The sequence below is a fragment of the Streptomyces marianii genome, assembly GCF_005795905.1.
Taxonomy (GTDB): domain Bacteria; phylum Actinomycetota; class Actinomycetes; order Streptomycetales; family Streptomycetaceae; genus Streptomyces; species Streptomyces marianii.
Window position 1 is genome coordinate 1 of record NZ_VAWE01000004.1, and the last position, 16744, is coordinate 16744.

At 71.2% G+C, this 16744-nt stretch carries 9 protein-coding genes; 5 read left to right on the forward strand and 4 right to left on the reverse strand.

Going from position 1 to position 16744, the window contains the following annotated elements; all coding sequences use genetic code 11:
• The first annotated feature begins 840 nt into the window (after positions 1-840).
• From FEF34_RS40125 to FEF34_RS40140, 4 genes are all read left to right on the forward strand, one after another.
• Positions 841-8076 carry a DUF3560 domain-containing protein gene (locus FEF34_RS40125; RefSeq protein WP_138058394.1) on the forward strand — a complete coding sequence of 2412 codons (7236 nt, stop codon included), beginning with the start codon at positions 841-843 and terminating at the stop codon, positions 8074-8076.
• 107 nt (positions 8077-8183) lie between these two features.
• Positions 8184-9323 carry a TniQ family protein gene (locus FEF34_RS40130; protein WP_138058395.1) on the forward strand — a complete coding sequence of 380 codons (1140 nt, stop codon included), beginning with the start codon at positions 8184-8186 and terminating at the stop codon, positions 9321-9323.
• A 220-nt stretch (positions 9324-9543) separates the two neighbouring features.
• Positions 9544-10485, forward strand: coding sequence for a hypothetical protein (locus FEF34_RS40135; protein ID WP_138058396.1), 942 nt, complete (start codon positions 9544-9546; stop codon positions 10483-10485).
• Entirely contained in the window at positions 10479-10946 is a 468-nt protein-coding gene (locus FEF34_RS40140; RefSeq protein ID WP_138058397.1) for a hypothetical protein, read from the forward strand. The genes FEF34_RS40135 and FEF34_RS40140 overlap by 7 nt, the downstream gene beginning before the upstream one ends.
• Before the next feature lie 99 nt (positions 10947-11045).
• Here FEF34_RS40140 and FEF34_RS40145 read toward each other — a convergent pair whose 3' ends face one another.
• Positions 11046-12506, reverse strand: coding sequence for a hypothetical protein (locus FEF34_RS40145; RefSeq protein ID WP_138058398.1), 1461 nt, complete (start codon positions 12504-12506; stop codon positions 11046-11048).
• A gap of 463 nt (positions 12507-12969) precedes the next feature.
• Between FEF34_RS40145 and FEF34_RS40150 the strand changes: the two genes are divergently transcribed.
• Entirely contained in the window at positions 12970-13380 is a 411-nt protein-coding gene (locus tag FEF34_RS40150; protein WP_138058399.1) for a hypothetical protein, read from the forward strand.
• Between the two features lie 79 nt (positions 13381-13459).
• Here FEF34_RS40150 and FEF34_RS40155 read toward each other — a convergent pair whose 3' ends face one another.
• The 3 genes from FEF34_RS40155 to FEF34_RS40165 form a co-directional block, all read right to left on the reverse strand.
• The gene (locus tag FEF34_RS40155; protein ID WP_138058400.1) at positions 13460-14875 is read right to left on the reverse strand and encodes a ParB/RepB/Spo0J family partition protein; all 1416 of its coding nucleotides are present in this window, start codon (positions 14873-14875) and stop codon (positions 13460-13462) included.
• A gap of 152 nt (positions 14876-15027) precedes the next feature.
• Positions 15028-15864 (reverse strand): hypothetical protein, encoded by an 837-nt coding sequence (locus tag FEF34_RS40160; RefSeq protein ID WP_138058401.1) that lies wholly within the window; start codon positions 15862-15864, stop codon positions 15028-15030.
• A 146-nt stretch (positions 15865-16010) separates the two neighbouring features.
• Entirely contained in the window at positions 16011-16652 is a 642-nt protein-coding gene (locus FEF34_RS40165; RefSeq protein WP_138058402.1) for a ParA family protein, read from the reverse strand.
• Between the last annotated feature and the right edge of the window lie 92 nt (positions 16653-16744).

Genomic DNA, 16744 nt, shown 5'->3' on the forward strand with positions numbered 1-16744 from the left:
TTCGGCCGATCACTTGACAGCGTTTCACGCTGTCTGCTATGCGGCCCGCTTCGCGGGCCGCTAGTGATCCGCTTCGCGGATCACGTCTGTCGGCTGTCTCTTGACTCTGGGGAACTAGGTGGAACCCGCCATACGGTGCACCCCTGTGGATAACCGCATTTCCGCAGTTCATCGCACGTTTCAGGGGGGTACCGGCCTCGACTCCTGATCGTAAGTGATCGCTGAGACCGCCATTTCGTGCACCCTTTTTCCACATCCCGGAAATCGAACAAGCGTGGGGGGTGCACGGGGTGGCGGGTTCGGGAGTGACCAGGGGGAACGGCCGGTCGGCGCGAGCCTTATTGGGAGCGATTCCCAATAAGCTGTTCGAGTAAGGGTCACCACCAAACATTCACCCCTTACCGATCATGGTGCACCCGTGGCGGGTTCGAGCCTGATTGGGACCGTTTCCGCTGGTCAACGCCGAAACCGCCACCCCGTGCACCCTTTTTCCACAACCGACCCCGGGCCGAGGAAAGCCGCTGTGCGGCCGTCTGACGGCCTGAGTCCCTAGGTGGACGGTAGGGCGCCGAGGCGGTGCTAGGCCCGTAGAACGGCATACAGCCCCCTTCCTGGCCCCCTTTTGGGTGACCTCCCCCCGTCGGATGGGCGCGCGGGCCGAGCGTTCCGGCGCACACGGTGGCGGGTTCGGTCGCCGTCCGTGGCGGGTTCGGTCTCGGCGCGCGAGAATCACACCCAAACTCACAGGTGAACTTGTAACTCAACTACAAGTTGGGTTACTGTGGGGACCGCACCAAACGCCGCGGGCAAGCCGCGGCGGACCGAACGAAAGAGGCTCGAATGACCACCACCACAGTCCCGATGCCCGTTGCCGAGGCTCTCGCCGAGGGGGCCCCGAAGAACCTTGGTGCGCTCGCCGGCGCGGCTACCGGCCGTGGGTGGGGTGCCATGGTGGAGCGGAACGGGGACGCGTGGACGCTGGTCATCACTGGCGTTTCCCGTACGGAGCGCTACACGTGGCGCGCGGGCAAGTGGGTGTCGTCGAACCCGCGCGGCTACCGCGCGGCACTCGCCCACTACCGGGCCGAGGCGGACGGCGCGGCGACGGTCGCCAAGTCTTCCGAGGCTCCGGTCACGGCGGACGGCGGAACGGCGGCCATGGGCGCGGCTGTTGCTGCGGGCAAGGATGCGCGGGAAGCACTGTCGGAGATTGGCACGCTCGCCAACCGTGCCGAGTCGCTCGCGCAGGAAGCGGCGGAGTGGTCGACCGAGGCGGACGACGCTGCCACGGTGGCGCGTGTCGAGGAGTCTTGGGCCGAGTGTGAGGACGTGGCCGGACTGATCGGCCGTACGGAGATCAGGGCCCGGAAGTACGACAGTGAGGACGCGCGTCCGGCGTCCGGTCTGGTCAAGGAAGGTGCGGCGTTGCTGCGCCGAGTGCTGCGGGCCCGCCGGACGCTGTCTGACGCTGCGATTGCTGCCCGTGGGGACGACTCGGCCGAGTCCGTGTGTGACGAGTGGAGCGCGATCGTGTTCAAGGCCGAGGAGGACGCGCGCGAGTGCCTCGGCCGGATTGAGGACGCGTCAGATCAGGCGTGGGAGTCGGTTGAAGCGTGCGAGTCGCGCGCCGAGGCTGTTTGCCGGAAGTGCGAATGCCTGATCGTGCCCGGGGTGGACGGGAACGGCCGCAAGGACATGAACCTTGGTTCGTGCGGGTGCCGCGCGATCATGGCCGCAACGCTCGCCGACGGTGGGAGCGTTCACCAGAACGCCGACGACGTCCGTATCGGGCGCCTGTTGGCGAGTGACTGTGGGTGGGAAGTTTCGGCCGGTCAACTCGCCCTGATCGGGGACGAGTCGGGGGCCCTTGAGTCTCTGGCGGACGCTGCCCGGTACGACGTTGACACGGTCGACGAGGGAGCGCAGGAACGGCGTACGGCCGTAGCGGCGGCGGAGCAGCGTACGGCGCGTGAGCGCGAGTGTGAGCGTCCGGCGGAAGCTGCGGCGGCGGAGTGCCGCGCGTTCGCGAGCATCGCGGATGATCACGCGTCACGTGCGGGTGAGGCGTACGACGTGACGGCGCACGTTGCCCGCTACACGCGCAGCGCGTACGACATGCGGCCGGTCGACTGTCTGCCGGACGCCGAGGCGGACACGGTTCGCGCTGCGCTGCGGCGGATTGACCGGCGCGCGATTCGCGCGAACGCGTGCGCGTCTCGCGCCCGGTACGACGCATGGTGCAACCCCCAGGATGACCCCGAGTACGCGCGACAGTGCGCCGAGCGTGCCCGGATTCTGGCGGACGCTGCGGAACGGGACGCTCGGCGCGCGGGTGAGCTGTTCGCGTACGCGGAGTACGCGACCGAGGCGGAGTTGTGGGCCGAGCGGGAGGCAGACAGGGAGCGTGAGCGCGCCGAGGCTGCCCGGATCGATGGCGGGTACGCACTCGGCGAGCCTCGCAAGGTCGAGGGAGACGCGCGCGCCACGCTGCCCGTTGGGTCTCTCGTGAACGTTCCGGGCCGCGGCTCTTGGGTGCGCGTGGTCCGGGTGCGGCTCGATGGGTCCGGCGCGTGCGTGGTCGACGGTACCGAGGTGATCGGCGACGTCCCGGGCCGCGGTCACGCCCGGGTGCCCGTCGACTACTCGACGCCGGACTCTGGCGCGTGGGTGGTGGCCCAGGTCGCCGGCGAGGGTGCGCCGGTCCGCGCGCGGACTGCGGTCGACGCTGCCCAGGGTGGGCCGACGGGCGAGACTGCCCCCGAGGGTGACCAGCGCGCGGAGGAGCCGCAATCCAGGGAACTTGACGCGGACACGTCAAAGAACGACTCGGCCCCCGGTGGGGAAGGGGGGTTTTCCCGGGAACTTGACGCGTACGCGTCAAAAGAGCGTCCGGCGGTGTTGCCTGACGTCGTGTCGGACCCCGGCGGGGTGGACGGGTGGGAGACCGACGGGGGCGCGGTCGAGGTGCTGCCGGTGATCTGCCACGGCAAGGGGGGCGGGGTGTTCCCGGTGGCGTTCCGTGGCCCGTATGAGGGCACGGTGCGGGTGTCGCGGGCGTGGCTGACGGAGCGTGCGCGCCGCGCGCTGACCGTGGCGCGTGAGCGGCTGACGGTGGCGGAGGAGTACGCGGAGACGTGCGCGGCGTGGCGGCGGGACGCGTACGACCTTCACCAGGAAGTACGCCGGTCGGCTGGTGTGCTGGGTGAGCGGGTGGCGGTGCATTACGAGACGTCCGGCGGGTGGTCGGAGCGTGCCCGCGAGGCGTCTTGGGCGGCGGACAGGCGGCGGATGGACGCGCGGGCCGCGGTCCGGCGGTGTGAGCGTGAGCTGTCCGGTTTGGAGGAGGAGGCCACGGAACCGGGGCGCCGGTCGCAGTCGGCGCGTGCGTTCCTCGCGCGTGCCGTGTCTGGGGATGTTCCGGCCGGTCGTGGGGCGTGGGTGTCCGCCGACGGCGGTACGGCGGTCATGTTCGAGCTTCCCGCCGATGCCGGGGTGAACCCGGACATGGAGCTCGCGCCGGGCATGGCGGAGCGTCGCGCGTTCGTGGATCTCCTCGCGGATGCCGTGTCGGCCCGTGACGAGGGGCGGGCGCTGATCGGGCGTGACCTCCCGTCGAAGAAGACGCACGGGCGTACGGGCGGGATTGAGAAGGGGCAGGCGTCAGCGTCGGTCAAGGCCCTTGTTCAGCTGTGGAAGGCGCCGAAGATCCCGGCGGCGGGTAAGGCGCCGACGGCGGCCCAGTTGGAGGACTGGCAGGACGGTTACGCGGGTGCGCCGGTCGTGGCGGAGACGGAGGCGGCGCCGGGTGTGTGGCTGCCTATGGCTGCCGTGGCGTTCGCCGAGACGGCGACGGCGAACGGGTGGACCGTCGCAATGCAGCGTCAGGGCGCCACGGTGACCGTGCGCGCTGGGGGGCGGGCCACGGGCAAGGTTCCGGGGGAAGTGCGCGCGGTGTGGTCGGCCGGTCTGTACGACGTGACCGCGTCGGGTGCATGGGTGGACGGGGTCCGGCTGGACATCGTGGCGACGCTCCACGCGGTGAACGCCACGATCTCTCAGGAGTGCAAGGCGCCGGGGGTTCTGGCCGAGGACGCGCGGCCGGACGCGCACGCGGATGCGGTCGACCTGGACGGGTGGGAGGGCGAGGGCGGAGCGCTCGCGCGGGAGGGCGGAGAGCTCCCCCCGCCGGCACCCCGTGACGAGATGTCCGCGCGGGCGGCTGACGTGGTGTCCGACCCGTCCGGGGTGGACGTGTGGGAGGCAGAGGGCGGCGCGGTGCCGGGCGTCGCCGTCCCTCGGGGGGTGGCGCAGTTCCGGGAACTTGACGCGAACACTTCAAAGAGCGACTCGACCCCCGGCGGGGAAGGGGGGCTTTCCCGGGAACTTGACGCGTGCGCGTCAAATATGACCCCGGGAGAGGAGGCCGAGGCGGCGGACATCGTCATTCGGCACACCCACGAAGACGGCACCACTGTGGAGGGCTCCGCCAGGGGTGACGGGGTGTGGGAAGCGTTGCGCTCGCTGGGCTGGACCTACCGGCGTACCCCGGGAATCTTCATCCGTGGCAGCCGCTACAAGGGCGCCGACCGGTGGAAGATCAACCGGGCTGCGGATGCGGTGCGCGCACTCGGCCTGTCGTGCGCTGTGGTGATCGAAGAAACCATGTCGTTCGCCGAGCGGGAGGCCGCCCGCGTGGATGCGGCCGAGGACCGGGCGCAGCGGTACGCGGACCGCGCCGGACGTGCGGCGGCATCGTCGCAGTCGGCGCGGGATACCTCGGACCGGATCGGCGAACGGTTCTGGATGGGGCAGCCGATCTTGGTGGGCCACCATTCGGAGGGGCGCGCCCGCAGGGATCAAGAGCGCATGCACAACGCGATGCGTAAGAGCATCGCCGAGGGCGAGCGGGCCGGTTACTGGGCATCCCGTGCGGCGGCGGCGGACGCGTACGAGCGGTACCGGAAGAACCCGGGGCGCACGCTGCGCCGTATCGAGAAGCTGGAGGCGGAGCGGCGCGGCGTTCTGCGGGAGCGGGACGGCGTTGACGACAAGGGCCGTACGGCTGATGTGTGGCGACGCGAGCCGTCCGAGGCGCGCCGGGAGGAGTTGACGCGCCGTCTGGCCGAGTACGACGAAGAACTGACGTACTGGGCGGAGACGATCAAGGAGGCGGAGCGGCGCGGCTTCAAGGTGTGGGGTCGGGCCGACTTCCTGAAGGGCGATTTCGTGCGGTGGCGGGGGTCCTGGTACGAGGTGACCCGGGTCAACGCCAAGACAGTGACCGTGCCGCACATCCACGCCGCGTATGACGGCGGCGCCGTCGGCGCCGTCGGCGGCTGCCGAGTGGTCACCCGCGCGGCAACAGCGGAGACCCGGCACAAGGGCAGCACGTACACGCTCCCCTATGACGAGGTGAGCGGGCGCATGTCGGCCGAGCAGATGCGGGCCGCCCTGGCGGGTGAGGAGATCCCCGCCGACCCGCGCGACGTCACCCCGGAGCCCGCTCCGGAGGCCGCCGAGGCGGAGCGGGCGGCCGAGCACCAGGACCAGGCCGCCCCGGCGCCGGTCGCGCCGGCGGCGATGGTGAGCGCTCCGGCTCCGGCCGGTGTGTCCGACCCCGGAACTGCGGCGGCGTGGGAGGGCGACGGCGGCGCCGTGCCGGGCGTCGCTGCCCCTCGGCCGGTGGCGCAGTTCCGGGAACTTGACGCGAACGCATCAAATGAGGGTGCGGCCCCCGGTGGGGTAGGGGGGTTTTCCCGGGAACTTGACGCGAACGCGTCAACCAATGCGGCGGGCAGTGCCGCCGAGGGGGCGCCGGTCGCTCCCGTGCCGCAGGACGGTGCGGCGCTGCGTGATGCGCTGATTGCTGCGCACGGCAACGAGGATGCGATGCGGGCGGCTGACTGGTGGTGCGACTCGCACTGTGTCACCTGCGCCGACGGCCGCGAGTGCGCCGACTGTGAGACGTGCACGGCGTTCGCCGCGCCGTGGCCTGCCCGCTGGGCGCGGCGTCGCGTCGCGGGCGCTCCGGAACGTCAGGTGCACATCTGCCACGGCCCCGGCGGCATGTCGGAGGGGCAGCGCCTCGCCCTGGGCGGCGACGACAGCGCAGACGTGGACGCGGTGGGAATCGAGATCGAGGCGGACGCGGCGGCGACGGCGCGCGCCGCCGGGTACACGATCATTCACGCGGACGTGCGCACGGTGGACCCGCGGCACCCCGTGCTGATGACGGTTGAGCGGCTGCACTTCTCCACGCCGTGCCCCACGATCAGCCGGGGCGGGAAGGGGTCGGGGGTCAAGCCCGCTGAGGTTGAGCGGTTCATGGACGTCATGTTTCACGCGGCGGAGTGGCTCGGGCACATCGAGGTTGAGGACGTGTGCCAGGACTACGGCGGCCCGCACGACTACGAGCCGCAGCAGGAAGGCGACAAGTACCGCGAGGCGGCATGGGACCCGGACGCGTACGAGGGTTCATGGCAGATGGTGTGCGGCACGCACGACGAGGACACCGACGAGTGCGGCGACGACTGCACGCAGTGGATCGAAACTCAGCACTGCATGAGTGGGCGCGCCGCCGCGGCGGGCACCCCGGATGAGTTCCGCGCCGCCGCGCTGGAGGCGTGCGCCGACCAGCGAACCGCGCTCATGGCGGAAGTTCTCCTGTGGCCCATGGTCATGATCAAGGGGGGCGGTGCTCTCCAGTCGGTGACCATGGAGCAGTCGGACAACCTCATGAAGTCTGCGGCCCCCCTGTGCGCGGCGATCGAAACCGAACTCCGCGAGTCGCTGGAGTTCGATTGGGTGTCGTTCCAGGTGGAATGCGCATCCCGGTACGGGGCCGCGTCGCGCCGGTCGCGTACGTGGATGGTCGCCGTACGCGACGGGGAGCCCGCGGGCGCCGTGTGCACGGCCGACCGTGACGAGGTGCGCGCCTATGAGGCCGGATTGTGGGGCGGCCGGAAGGACAAGATCCCCGCCAACCGGCCCGATATGGCGTACCGGGTTGACTTCCTGGGTGGACGTCAGCCGCTGCCCGCGCTCACCGTGGCGCAGGCGCTCGGGTGGGATTCCGGGCTGGTGGTGGACACGCGCGGCGTGCGCGGCATCGACCCCAAGACGGGCAGGCCCAAAGGCGGCGGCTCGTTCTCGGCTGACGTGGTGTCCCAGTGCGTCACCGCCACGTGGTACGGCGCCACCCTGCGGCGTGCGGACGAACCGCAGGGCTGCGCCTCCCTGGGGAAGGCGTTCACACAGCAACAGCTAGCGCTGTTGGTCGGCTTCCGGTGGGATTACCCCTGGCAGCACGTAGGGCGCGGGGTCGGCATCCGGAACATGGCGCAGATGGCGGCCGATGCGGTGTCGCCGTTCATGGGCATGGCCGTGACCGGTGCGACCGTCAAGCGCGCCCGACGCGTCTGGTACCGGCGCGCCCTGGCCTATCAGCGCGCCCTGTACGCGTTCGCGGAACAGCTCTGGACGGATGAACAGCGGGCCCTAGTCGCCGATCACGTGCGATCCGGGGACGTGCAGGCGCAGGCAGGCGCGCACGGGTTCCCGCGCGTCCAGGTGCCCCCGATGCTCCCCGCCCCGCCGGTCCGGCTCATGCTCGAACGCGGGCCCGTACGCCTCGAACTTCCCCCGGGGTCCCAGGTGCTCGCCGATACGCGGGTCACCCTCGACGGCCGCGCCCACGGCGCGGCGGCCCGTCCCTCGGCGCGCCGGGCGCCGGTGGCGGCGCCGGTCCGTGGGATGCTCGCCGCGGCCCCCGGGGCAGGGGGCGCGGCGCCGCGTGAGCCGCACTCGGCCGCGGCGGCGGCCCCTGTCGGCGGACCCCTGTCGGGTCCGGCCGAGGCCCGGGGGAACAGGGGTGTTCCCGCAGGTCACAGCACACGACAGGGCGCCACGCGACAGGGCACGCGACAGGGCACGCGACAACCGTCCGGGGGTGCAGAGCGGGCGTTGCCGACGGGCGGACTGGGGCGAACACTGCCGAGGAGTGGGGGGCGGGCGCCGCCCTCCTCGGCCCGGCCCCGGGCCGGTCGGGACAGGCGCCGGCACTTCCCCAGAACTTGACAGGTGCGCGTCAGGAAAGGGGCCGGGCCCCGCGCCGGTCCGGACCCCTGTCCGCGAGGTCCCTCGTCCGGGGGACGTCTGTCGGCGGCCTGTGGGACGGTGCCGCCATGACCGACACCGCCCCGTCGTCCGCACCGCTCACGACGGCTGACCTACCGATCCGCGTCCCGCTCATCCACGGCGAGACGACGGCCTCGTTCCTCGCCCGCACGGCCGCCGCCAACGGCGTTGACGTTCCCCGCCTCCTGGCCGTCCTCGACGACGGCCTCGACCTCCCCGACGACGGCCTCGACCCGCAGCGGGAGGAGGCCCTCCTCCCCGCCGAGGCCCTCGCCCGGCTCGCCGCCCTCGTCGAGCGGGAACCCGACCAACTGTCCCGCGCCCTCCCCAGCACCCACCCGGACCGCGTCGCCGACGTCGAGGCCGTACGCATCGAGCCGTGGCCCGAGGAGCTCGCCGCCGCTCCCCTCCCGGCCTGCCCCCTGTGCATGGAACCCGGGGCGTGGCTCGCCGCCACCGGCCACCGTTGGCGGCCGTGCCCCTGCGGCCGTCGGTGGCTCGCCGGGGATGACGGCGGATACCTCGTCGACACCGGTCCCGTCCCCGAGCTCGGCCGGGCACTGCACCGACACCGACAACTCGTCCACCGCCTCGGACCGGTCGGTGACGCCCTCCTCGCGGACGCCCATCAGGTCATGCTCTGGTGGTGGGTCTCCCTCCCCCGCCGCCGCGGCCCCGGCCGAGAGCTCGGGAAGGACGTCGCCGACCTCTGGCACGCACGCGAGGACACCCTCGGCATGACCCGGCACCGCCGCCGGGCCGCACCGGTCGTCGTCTACCCCGAGGCCGTCGCTCTCGCCGAGCTCATGTGGAAGTGGGAGGAGCGGCGCAGGAAGCGCGGAGCCTCCCCCGAGGCGTGGGTCGAGGCCGTCGTCGCCGAGCTCGTTCCCGCCGGCGCACTCTCGCGGCAGGAACGCGCACCCCTCGACTACTGGCTAGAGCAGCACCGGACCGAACCCGCCGGGAAGCCATCGGGCCGCACGGCCGCCGACCGCCGATGGAACCGGCTCCCGCCCCTGCACCGACGGCCGACCGAACCCGGCCCCTTCCGGGCGCCCTCCTGCCTCATGTGGGTCTACGGCCTGCCCCTGACGTCCACCACGGCCGTATGCCCGCGCTGCAACGGCCGCGCGCCGAGCTGCCGATGGGTGCCCTACCCCGGGTGCACTGGCCTGCCCCGGAAGTAGGGCCGCCCCCGGTTCGCCGCCCTGTTGTCGGTGCCCTCCGATACGGTTCTCGGTAGGGCGGGACCGCCGCCCATACCGCCGCCCGCGCGCCCACGCCGTGCCAGGGCACCGACGGTAGAAGGTCCCTCGGGAAACCGGTCCGCAGGCAGTGAGCTGACGATCCGTTCCGTACCGGGCGGGTGGCGTGGGGACCGTGACCCGGAACCGGGAGGGCATCGCCATGCCGAAGCGTGACGCCGCACGGAAGCGGGCGCGAGAGATCCAAGACACCGAGGGTATCGGGTATCACGACGCGCTGAACCGCGCACGGGCCGAGGCCGCAGCCGCAGAACCCGCCACCACCGAGGAGGCGCCGGCACCCGCCCCGGCCGCAGTGGCGTACGTCCTCGAACCCACCGCCGCCGAGGCCGAGCTCGGCATCACCGCCGAGGAGCTCGGCGTCCGGGCACTCCCCGCCGAGGCCACCCCCGAGCAGAGGGCGCACGCCGAGGCCGTGTGGCGCCCCACCGAGGCTGAACAGCCGTGCCGGTGCTCGGGGCCCAAGTGCTACCACGGCGCCCCGTGCGGGATCGAGTACGTCGACGAAGGGCCGTGCCCGGGGCCCATGCAGCACGTCGACCGCCACCCGGGAAGCATGTTCAGCCTCACCGCTTGGTACGACGTATACCGCTGCACCGACTGCGGCGAGACCTACGAGACCACGGTCGAACTCCCCGAGCTCCCGTGGGGCGCGGTCCGCAACCGGGACGAGCTCGACGGGACCGAACGGACCCTGTCGGACGGACTCGGCGGCCCCACCGTGACGGTGATCTATCAGGGGATCAGGCACCCCAACTTCCCCGACCACGACCCCGAGGAAGGGGACGAGGAGGAACTCGACCCCGACAACTACCCCACCCCCGAGGACGACTACGACCGGTACGACGACGAGGACCAGGAGCACGAGGAGCCGCTCGCCGAGGAGGGCCAGGAGGACGAGCCCGACTACCTCGACGACGACCCCGGCCCCGACGACTACGCCGACCCGATCGGCGCACCGCCCGAGGACTACGACGGCCCCGACGAGAACGAGCTCGGGCCGCCGTCGCTGGTGCCGGCCGTCGACCACGACCCGCAGCCCACGGCCGCCGACTGGTCCCTGATGGAGCCGCGGTCATGGTGAACATTCAGGGACATGAGCAGCGTCAACGGAATGTGCCGCAGTTGATCGCTCAGCCGACCGCGTTCCCCGTCGGCGAGGCACTGACGGCGGCGGTCGTGCTCTCGCCCTACGGCGGCGCCGGACAGGCGGAGATCGAGCGGTTCCCCGTGTACGCCTCGCTGACTCCGCTTGACCAAGAGGCGCCGGGCGACGGGGGTCCGTGGCACTTCTGGCAGGACCCCACCGGCCCGGTTCTCCTGGCGCTCAACAAGCCGGGTGCTGAGGGAGAGGTGCACGTGGTGATGGAACTCGCCGACCCCCCGTCCCTGTGGTGGGACCTTGCCCGTCAGCGCGCACAGGTGGTCGTGGTCTGGCTGCCGGACGTCCGCCACCCGACCACTGATGAGATGAAAGCAGCGCTCAAATCCCGGTCGGGGTGGATGGCCTCTGCGCGCTGGATTCCGCCCGTACAACTGCTGTAGAACCGCAGCCCCGATGGAACGCCGAGGGGCCCCGCCGCGTGGTGCGCGGCGGGGCCCCTCGCTCGGCGCCCGGCTCCCTGGTGGGGCCGGGCGTTGCTGTTACGCCTCGGCGGACGGCCGCCAGACGAACACGCACCCGTGGGGACCCGGCTCGATCCTCCACCCGGCCGCGCGGAACTTGTCGGCGATGATGCGCAGCTCGGTGCGGTGCGGCTTCCGGCGGTCCGCCGTCACGTAGAGACCCTCGACGAGCCAGTACACCGCCACGCGCCCGTTTCCGCGCGGATCAACGAGGGCGCCGTTCGCTGTCTTGTCGTAGTCGTCGCCCCCGGTGATGTCGTGCTCGTCCGTGACGGTGGCGAGGCGCAGCTCGGCGAGGACGGCGAGCGCCGCCACGGCGTCGGGGTCGGTGGCGTCCTCGGGGGCAACACCCGCCACGGCCGGGCGGACCGGAAGGCACTCGTCGGCGAGCCACTCGGCCCCGCCCTCGACGACGACCCGGGCAGGCTCGCCGGGCCGGTTGGTGGTGCCGGTCACGACGCGCTCGCGGCCGTCACCGCACACGACCCGCTCGGGCGCCGGGGCCTGCGGCGCCTCGACGGCGGCCTCGGTCGACTTCCGGCGGCCCGCGCGGATCAGGACGGGGGCCGCGGCCGGAACCGGGTCGCACGCCTCCCACGGCGTCTCGCCCTCGGGTGCGAGCGTGACCACCGGGCCCGCCCAGGACTTGGCCTGTTCGCAGCCGGGGCAACCGCACGCCGGGTCGTACGGCCGGGGATTGGCGGTGTACGGGTCCGGGTGCTCGATGACGTCCCGCAGGGTGGCGCTCTCGACGCTCACCCCCTCGACCGTGCACCCGAGGACGGTGTCGCCCGCCCGGACCTCGGCGGCGCGGACGATCACGAGAACCTCGCCGAACGAGGGCCGCGCGGCCGGGACCACGTCGGCGAACATGGGCCGGGTGTCGGCGTCGACCAGGAACATGCGCCCCTCGACGGCGTCCTCGGGGTGGTCCCACAGGTGACCCGCACGGCGAGCGATCCCGGCGAGGGTGGCGAGGTGAGTTGTACCGGCGGCCCACGTCATGAGGCGACGGAACTCCTCGGGGGCGCCCGTCTGGTCGACGTGCGGCCACAGCGACGCCGTCCAACGTGCGAGCAGGGACAGCGACGACGTGTTGTTCGTGCGGGTGACGCTGTCCATCGCGTCACGGAACCGGCGGTTCGCCTCGTCCGCGTCGGCGACGACCTCGGCGAGCTCGGCGGCGGCCCGCGCGGCGGGCGAGGCCGCGGCAAGGCTCTTGGCGTAGGCGATTTCTTCGGCCCCCTTCACGCACGGGGCGCACAGCTCGTCGCCGCGGTCGAAACGGGCCGCGGCCTCCTCGATGCTCAGGTACGAGGTGATCCCCCGGCCGCACACGCTGTCGTCGTTGCCCGGGGAGTAGTGCACCCGACGGCCGCGGCCGACCTCCGCGTGACGGAGCCCCGCCCGCTTGTAGAGGGGTGCACCGCCGGTCGTCGTCTCGGCGGCCTTGCTGTGGTTGCTGTCGGTGTTGGGCATGTGGGGCGGCTTCCTCTCGGTTGGTGCGGAGCCCCCATCGTGGCACAGTTTGTAGGTCAACTACAAGGTGAGTTACAAAATGCGGGAGGCGTGGCCCCGCACTCCGAGCCCGAGTGGCGTATGTCCCCAGCTCATGAAATATGGGCAAGCGGCATAACCGCAGGCCATAAGGGGGGTGCACCGAATGGCGGTTTCAGAGCCACCGGCGGGACCGAACTCCCTCAGGTCACAGGCGCAGGACCAGGCGCGACGTCCCGCAGGGGTGCACGGGATGGCGGACTCGCCCCCGAGGGGGTGCACGGGATGGCGGGTTCGGTCCCACCTGCGGAATTGCCGCGCGGGCCATGGCGGGGCCTCGACTGCCCGTGCACCCGTGGCGGGTTCGGCCGATACCCTCGCCGTCGCGGGGTGAACGGGAGAGACTCGACCGGCGCCCGCTCGAACCCCAGGAGGACGCCCGTCCATGACCAACACCGAACCCGCCACGGTCGGCCCGATCGTGGCGCCGGTCCCCCTGCCGGCCCCTCTGCGCATCCTCGACGCCGACGAGTACGGCCGCGCTATCGACGCCGCCAGGGAGGCAGGGCGCCGGGACGGCGTCGGATGGAAGACGGCCGAGGAGATGGCCGCCGCCGCACTCGTCGCCGCGGGTCTCTTCCCGCCGCCGCCGGACGCCGAGGAGCTCGAAGCCGAGTGCTGTACCGCGCTGAGTGTGGCTTGGGAGGCCGAGGCGGTCGACCCTCACTCTCTCGGGGAGTGGAACCAGTGTGGTGACGAACCCGGCCACGACGGCGACGATCACGACAACGGCGAGTTCGCATGGTCAGACGGAATGCCCGGCACCGTCCCGGCCCGCACGGCTGAGGGGGGATGAGACCGAGCTCCCCGCACGCAACGGCGCGGCCCCAGGAACGCAGAGAGTTCCCGGGGCCGCGCCGTCCGCGTCTGACGCGCTAGCCGCGCCAGATGCCGGGCGGAACGTCCTCGGCGGGGAGGTCGGTGTCGCAGTAGTAGAACGTGCCGCGCTCGGGGTCCTGAACCTTCCAGATCACGAGCCTGTCGCACGGCTGGCCGTTCGGGCGGATCGGCGCCGCGCACAGCGGATTGACGAAGCCGGACGCCGGATGTCCCTTGGGTTGCCGCTCGGCCGTCCGAACGGTCTCCGCTCCGGCAGGGCGCCACTCGAACCGTGCGCCCCCGTCGCCGAGCTGTTCGCCGTAGCGGCTCTCGACCCGGACGGACAGGGCCGGGAGAGGGGGCACGCCGTTGCGCGCCGCGTACTCCAGGACCAGGCCGACGACGTCCGCCACTGCGACCGGCACGCGGTGGCCGTGCGAGAGGTGATCGGCTACCTGCTTGAACACGGCCGCCACAGGGGCCGGGACATGGGTCGTGATCGGTACGCCCGCGGGAGACGCCTCGGGCTCACGCTGCCCGCCGCCCGCCGTCTCCTCGCCCGCCGGCGCGGCCTCGACGGCGGCCCGCTGCTCGGGCAGTACCACCCCGTTCGAGTTTTCCGCGGAAAATTCCGGGCCCGCCGACGAGGAGTCACCGGCCCCGGCGGGTGCCTTCGAGGGCTCCGTCGGTGTTGACTCGGAAGGCTGTGGGCCCGGGTTCGGGGCAGGCTTGTCGGAGTTCTTGCGGGCCCTGCGCCGGACGGCCTTCCGTTCCTTGCTCGCTTCAGCGTCGGCGCGAAGGAGCTCGGCGAGGGCCTGGCGCTGTGCGCCGAGCTCCATGCCGCTGATCCCCTTCACGGCGCCGAGGCGCCGAGCGACGTTGATCGAAAGGCCCTCCTCGCCGCGGGCCCTGGCCCGTACCTCCTCCTGAAGTACGGGATGAATCTTGAGCAGGTTCTTTCGGTGCGAGATCCACGGCTGAGACCAACCCTGTGCCGCAGCGGCATCCTTGGCGGTCGCGTACTCCGCCACGATCCCCACGACGGCGAGGGCCTCCTCGATCGGGTCGAAGTCGCGTCGCTTCGTGTTCTCGTCGTACGCCGCCCTCATCACGTCCGCGCGACTCGTCGCGATCGTGTCGTCAGTGACGACGTACAGGTTGATGCGCCCGTACTTCTCGGCCGCGCGTCGGCGCCGGTTGCCGTTGATGATCACGACGTTGGCCCCGGCCTCGAAGTGCTGCCGGTCTGCCGGCCACAGACGCAGATAGGCGCCAACCGTGATGGCAAGACAGCTTTGGAGCTGCCGCTCCTGGATTCCTTCGAGGTCGGACAGGTCGTCGGGGAGGCCGTTGTCTCGGGGATTGCGGGGGTTGAGTGCGCACTCGGCGAGGGGCATCCAACGCCCTTCGGGGGCCGTCTCTTCCTGGTCCATGCGCTCGGCCAACTCGACATGCGACGTCTGGTCAGTCATCAGACACCCCCCGTACCGCGCTCATCATCATGCAAGTATCCGTCGGGCACGCCGGATCGTGATCACGGATTTCCGTCGGAGTGCCCGCTCGAACGCCGAGGGCCCGTGTCTGCGAGCACTTCGCAGACACGGGCCCTCGGCCTGACTGTCTCCTACACGTTCGGGAAGTTCTCCGCCGCACGTGCCATGTGGTCCCGCACCTGTTTGGCGATCTCGTCGGCCTTGGCCTTGTCGACGCTCGCGGCCTTGTCGTAGGCCGCCGACATGCCGCCGGTCTTCTCCGCGAACGCCTCCACGATGTCCACGTACTTACGGAACACTTCGACCGGGTCGGTAGCGACCTTCTTTGCGGCGGCTTCCTTCTCGGTCTGCTTCACGGCCAGGGTGCGGACGCGCTCCTTGAGCTCGTCCTCGCTCAGCTCCGTGTCCTTCTTCCGGGGAAGCTGCTGCACGATGCCGGTGATGGTCTTCTGGCTGACCTTGTCCTTGCCGGTCACTTCGGCGACCGTGCGGTACGCGTCGGCCGCCGCCGTGGCCCCATAGTCCTCACGTACGCGGGTGAGGGCCTCGGCCGCCCGCTGGCTGATCACCAGGGGCTCGGAGCCGGGGCCGGGCTCGGGGTCCTGTGTGGGTTCGGGGTCCCGCACTTCCGCCGAGTCCCGCATGCGGGACAGATCGTTCGATTCAAGTTCGATTCTTGGGGGAGAGGCCAGTACCGCCGCGACCTCCGCACCCGCGATCTGACGGTAAGCGTTCGACGTCGACATGCCCGCCACATCACCGATGAACGCCTCGGCCGTGTCGTACTCGGCACGCCACAGCCGCCCCCGGAGCGAGATGTCCAACGCCTTGGCTGCCACCCACCAAGCCTGTCGGTACTGCTCAAAGCTGCGCTTGCACAGCTCCCACCGCTCCGCTTCGTCACTGCTGAGGGGGCCTTGCGCCTCGGGCGCGTCGATGGGGTCCGGGAGATCCTCGACCCTCAACATCGGCTGTGGGCGCCCCTGAGCGAAAACCGGCTCTCCGCGCACCTCGACGGTCCCGGAAGCGCCGCTCTCGGGACCGTCCGAGCTATCGCCCCGGCCGCGACGCTCGCGCCGCCGCCGACGCAGCTCCTCAGGATCTACCGTCGGGCTCACTTGCTGATCAGCCCCCGGTGTTCCATCTCCGTCACGAGCTCGTCGAACGCCGACCCGGCCGCCTTGATCGGTACTCCCTCGGCGGTGCTCGCGTACAACTGAATCGACGGGATCATGGTCGTGAAGACGTTCCACTCGTCAGCCATCAGACCCTTGCGGATGCCCTTTGGCTGCACAGTGCTGCCCGGCTGGACACGGCACAGCAACACCCATGTGTTGGGCTTCTTCTTATCCGCGCGCTTCGGAATGACTTGGTTGATGAAGTGGTCCATCGGAAGTTCTTCCATACGCTCGACGTCGCTGTTGGTCGCAGCGCACGCGACGATGGCGAGGTCCGCGACACGAAGGACGCTCCAGCCGATTCCCGCGTGATTCTCCAAGTGGCCGCAGTCGACACCGCCAATGTGCCCGTCGGGCAACAGCCTCGGAGCCTCCTCATGGAACCGGCCGTTGGCGAGACGGTGAACCTCGAAGGGGTAACTACCGTCGGGGCGTGCCTCCCACCAGCGGTACAACTGCTCGGATTCGTCAGCGTCGAACCCGGTGACGGGATAGCCGCGTTCATGTAGCGCATGCAACAGCCACGCCATGATCGTCGTCTTCCCCGTCGAACGGGGGGAGATGGTGGCAATGAACATGAGCCGCACGATACTGCGCCGCCCATGGTCCACTCACCGTTTGGCCCTGGCCGTACCCGCATTGTTGACCTCTGCGACCGGCTCGCGGCGAG

Coding starts and splice junctions, on each gene's coding strand:
- FEF34_RS40125 (WP_138058394.1), top strand. CDS start 841: ATGACCACCACCACAGTCCCGATGCCCGTTGCCGAGGCTCTCGCCGAG.
- FEF34_RS40130 (WP_138058395.1), top strand. CDS start 8,184: ATGACCGACACCGCCCCGTCGTCCGCACCGCTCACGACGGCTGACCTA.
- FEF34_RS40135 (WP_138058396.1), top strand. CDS start 9,544: ATGCCGAAGCGTGACGCCGCACGGAAGCGGGCGCGAGAGATCCAAGAC.
- FEF34_RS40140 (WP_138058397.1), top strand. CDS start 10,479: ATGGTGAACATTCAGGGACATGAGCAGCGTCAACGGAATGTGCCGCAG.
- FEF34_RS40145 (WP_138058398.1), bottom strand. CDS start 12,506: ATGCCCAACACCGACAGCAACCACAGCAAGGCCGCCGAGACGACGACC.
- FEF34_RS40150 (WP_138058399.1), top strand. CDS start 12,970: ATGACCAACACCGAACCCGCCACGGTCGGCCCGATCGTGGCGCCGGTC.
- FEF34_RS40155 (WP_138058400.1), bottom strand. CDS start 14,875: ATGACTGACCAGACGTCGCATGTCGAGTTGGCCGAGCGCATGGACCAG.
- FEF34_RS40160 (WP_138058401.1), bottom strand. CDS start 15,864: ATGTTGAGGGTCGAGGATCTCCCGGACCCCATCGACGCGCCCGAGGCG.
- FEF34_RS40165 (WP_138058402.1), bottom strand. CDS start 16,652: ATGTTCATTGCCACCATCTCCCCCCGTTCGACGGGGAAGACGACGATC.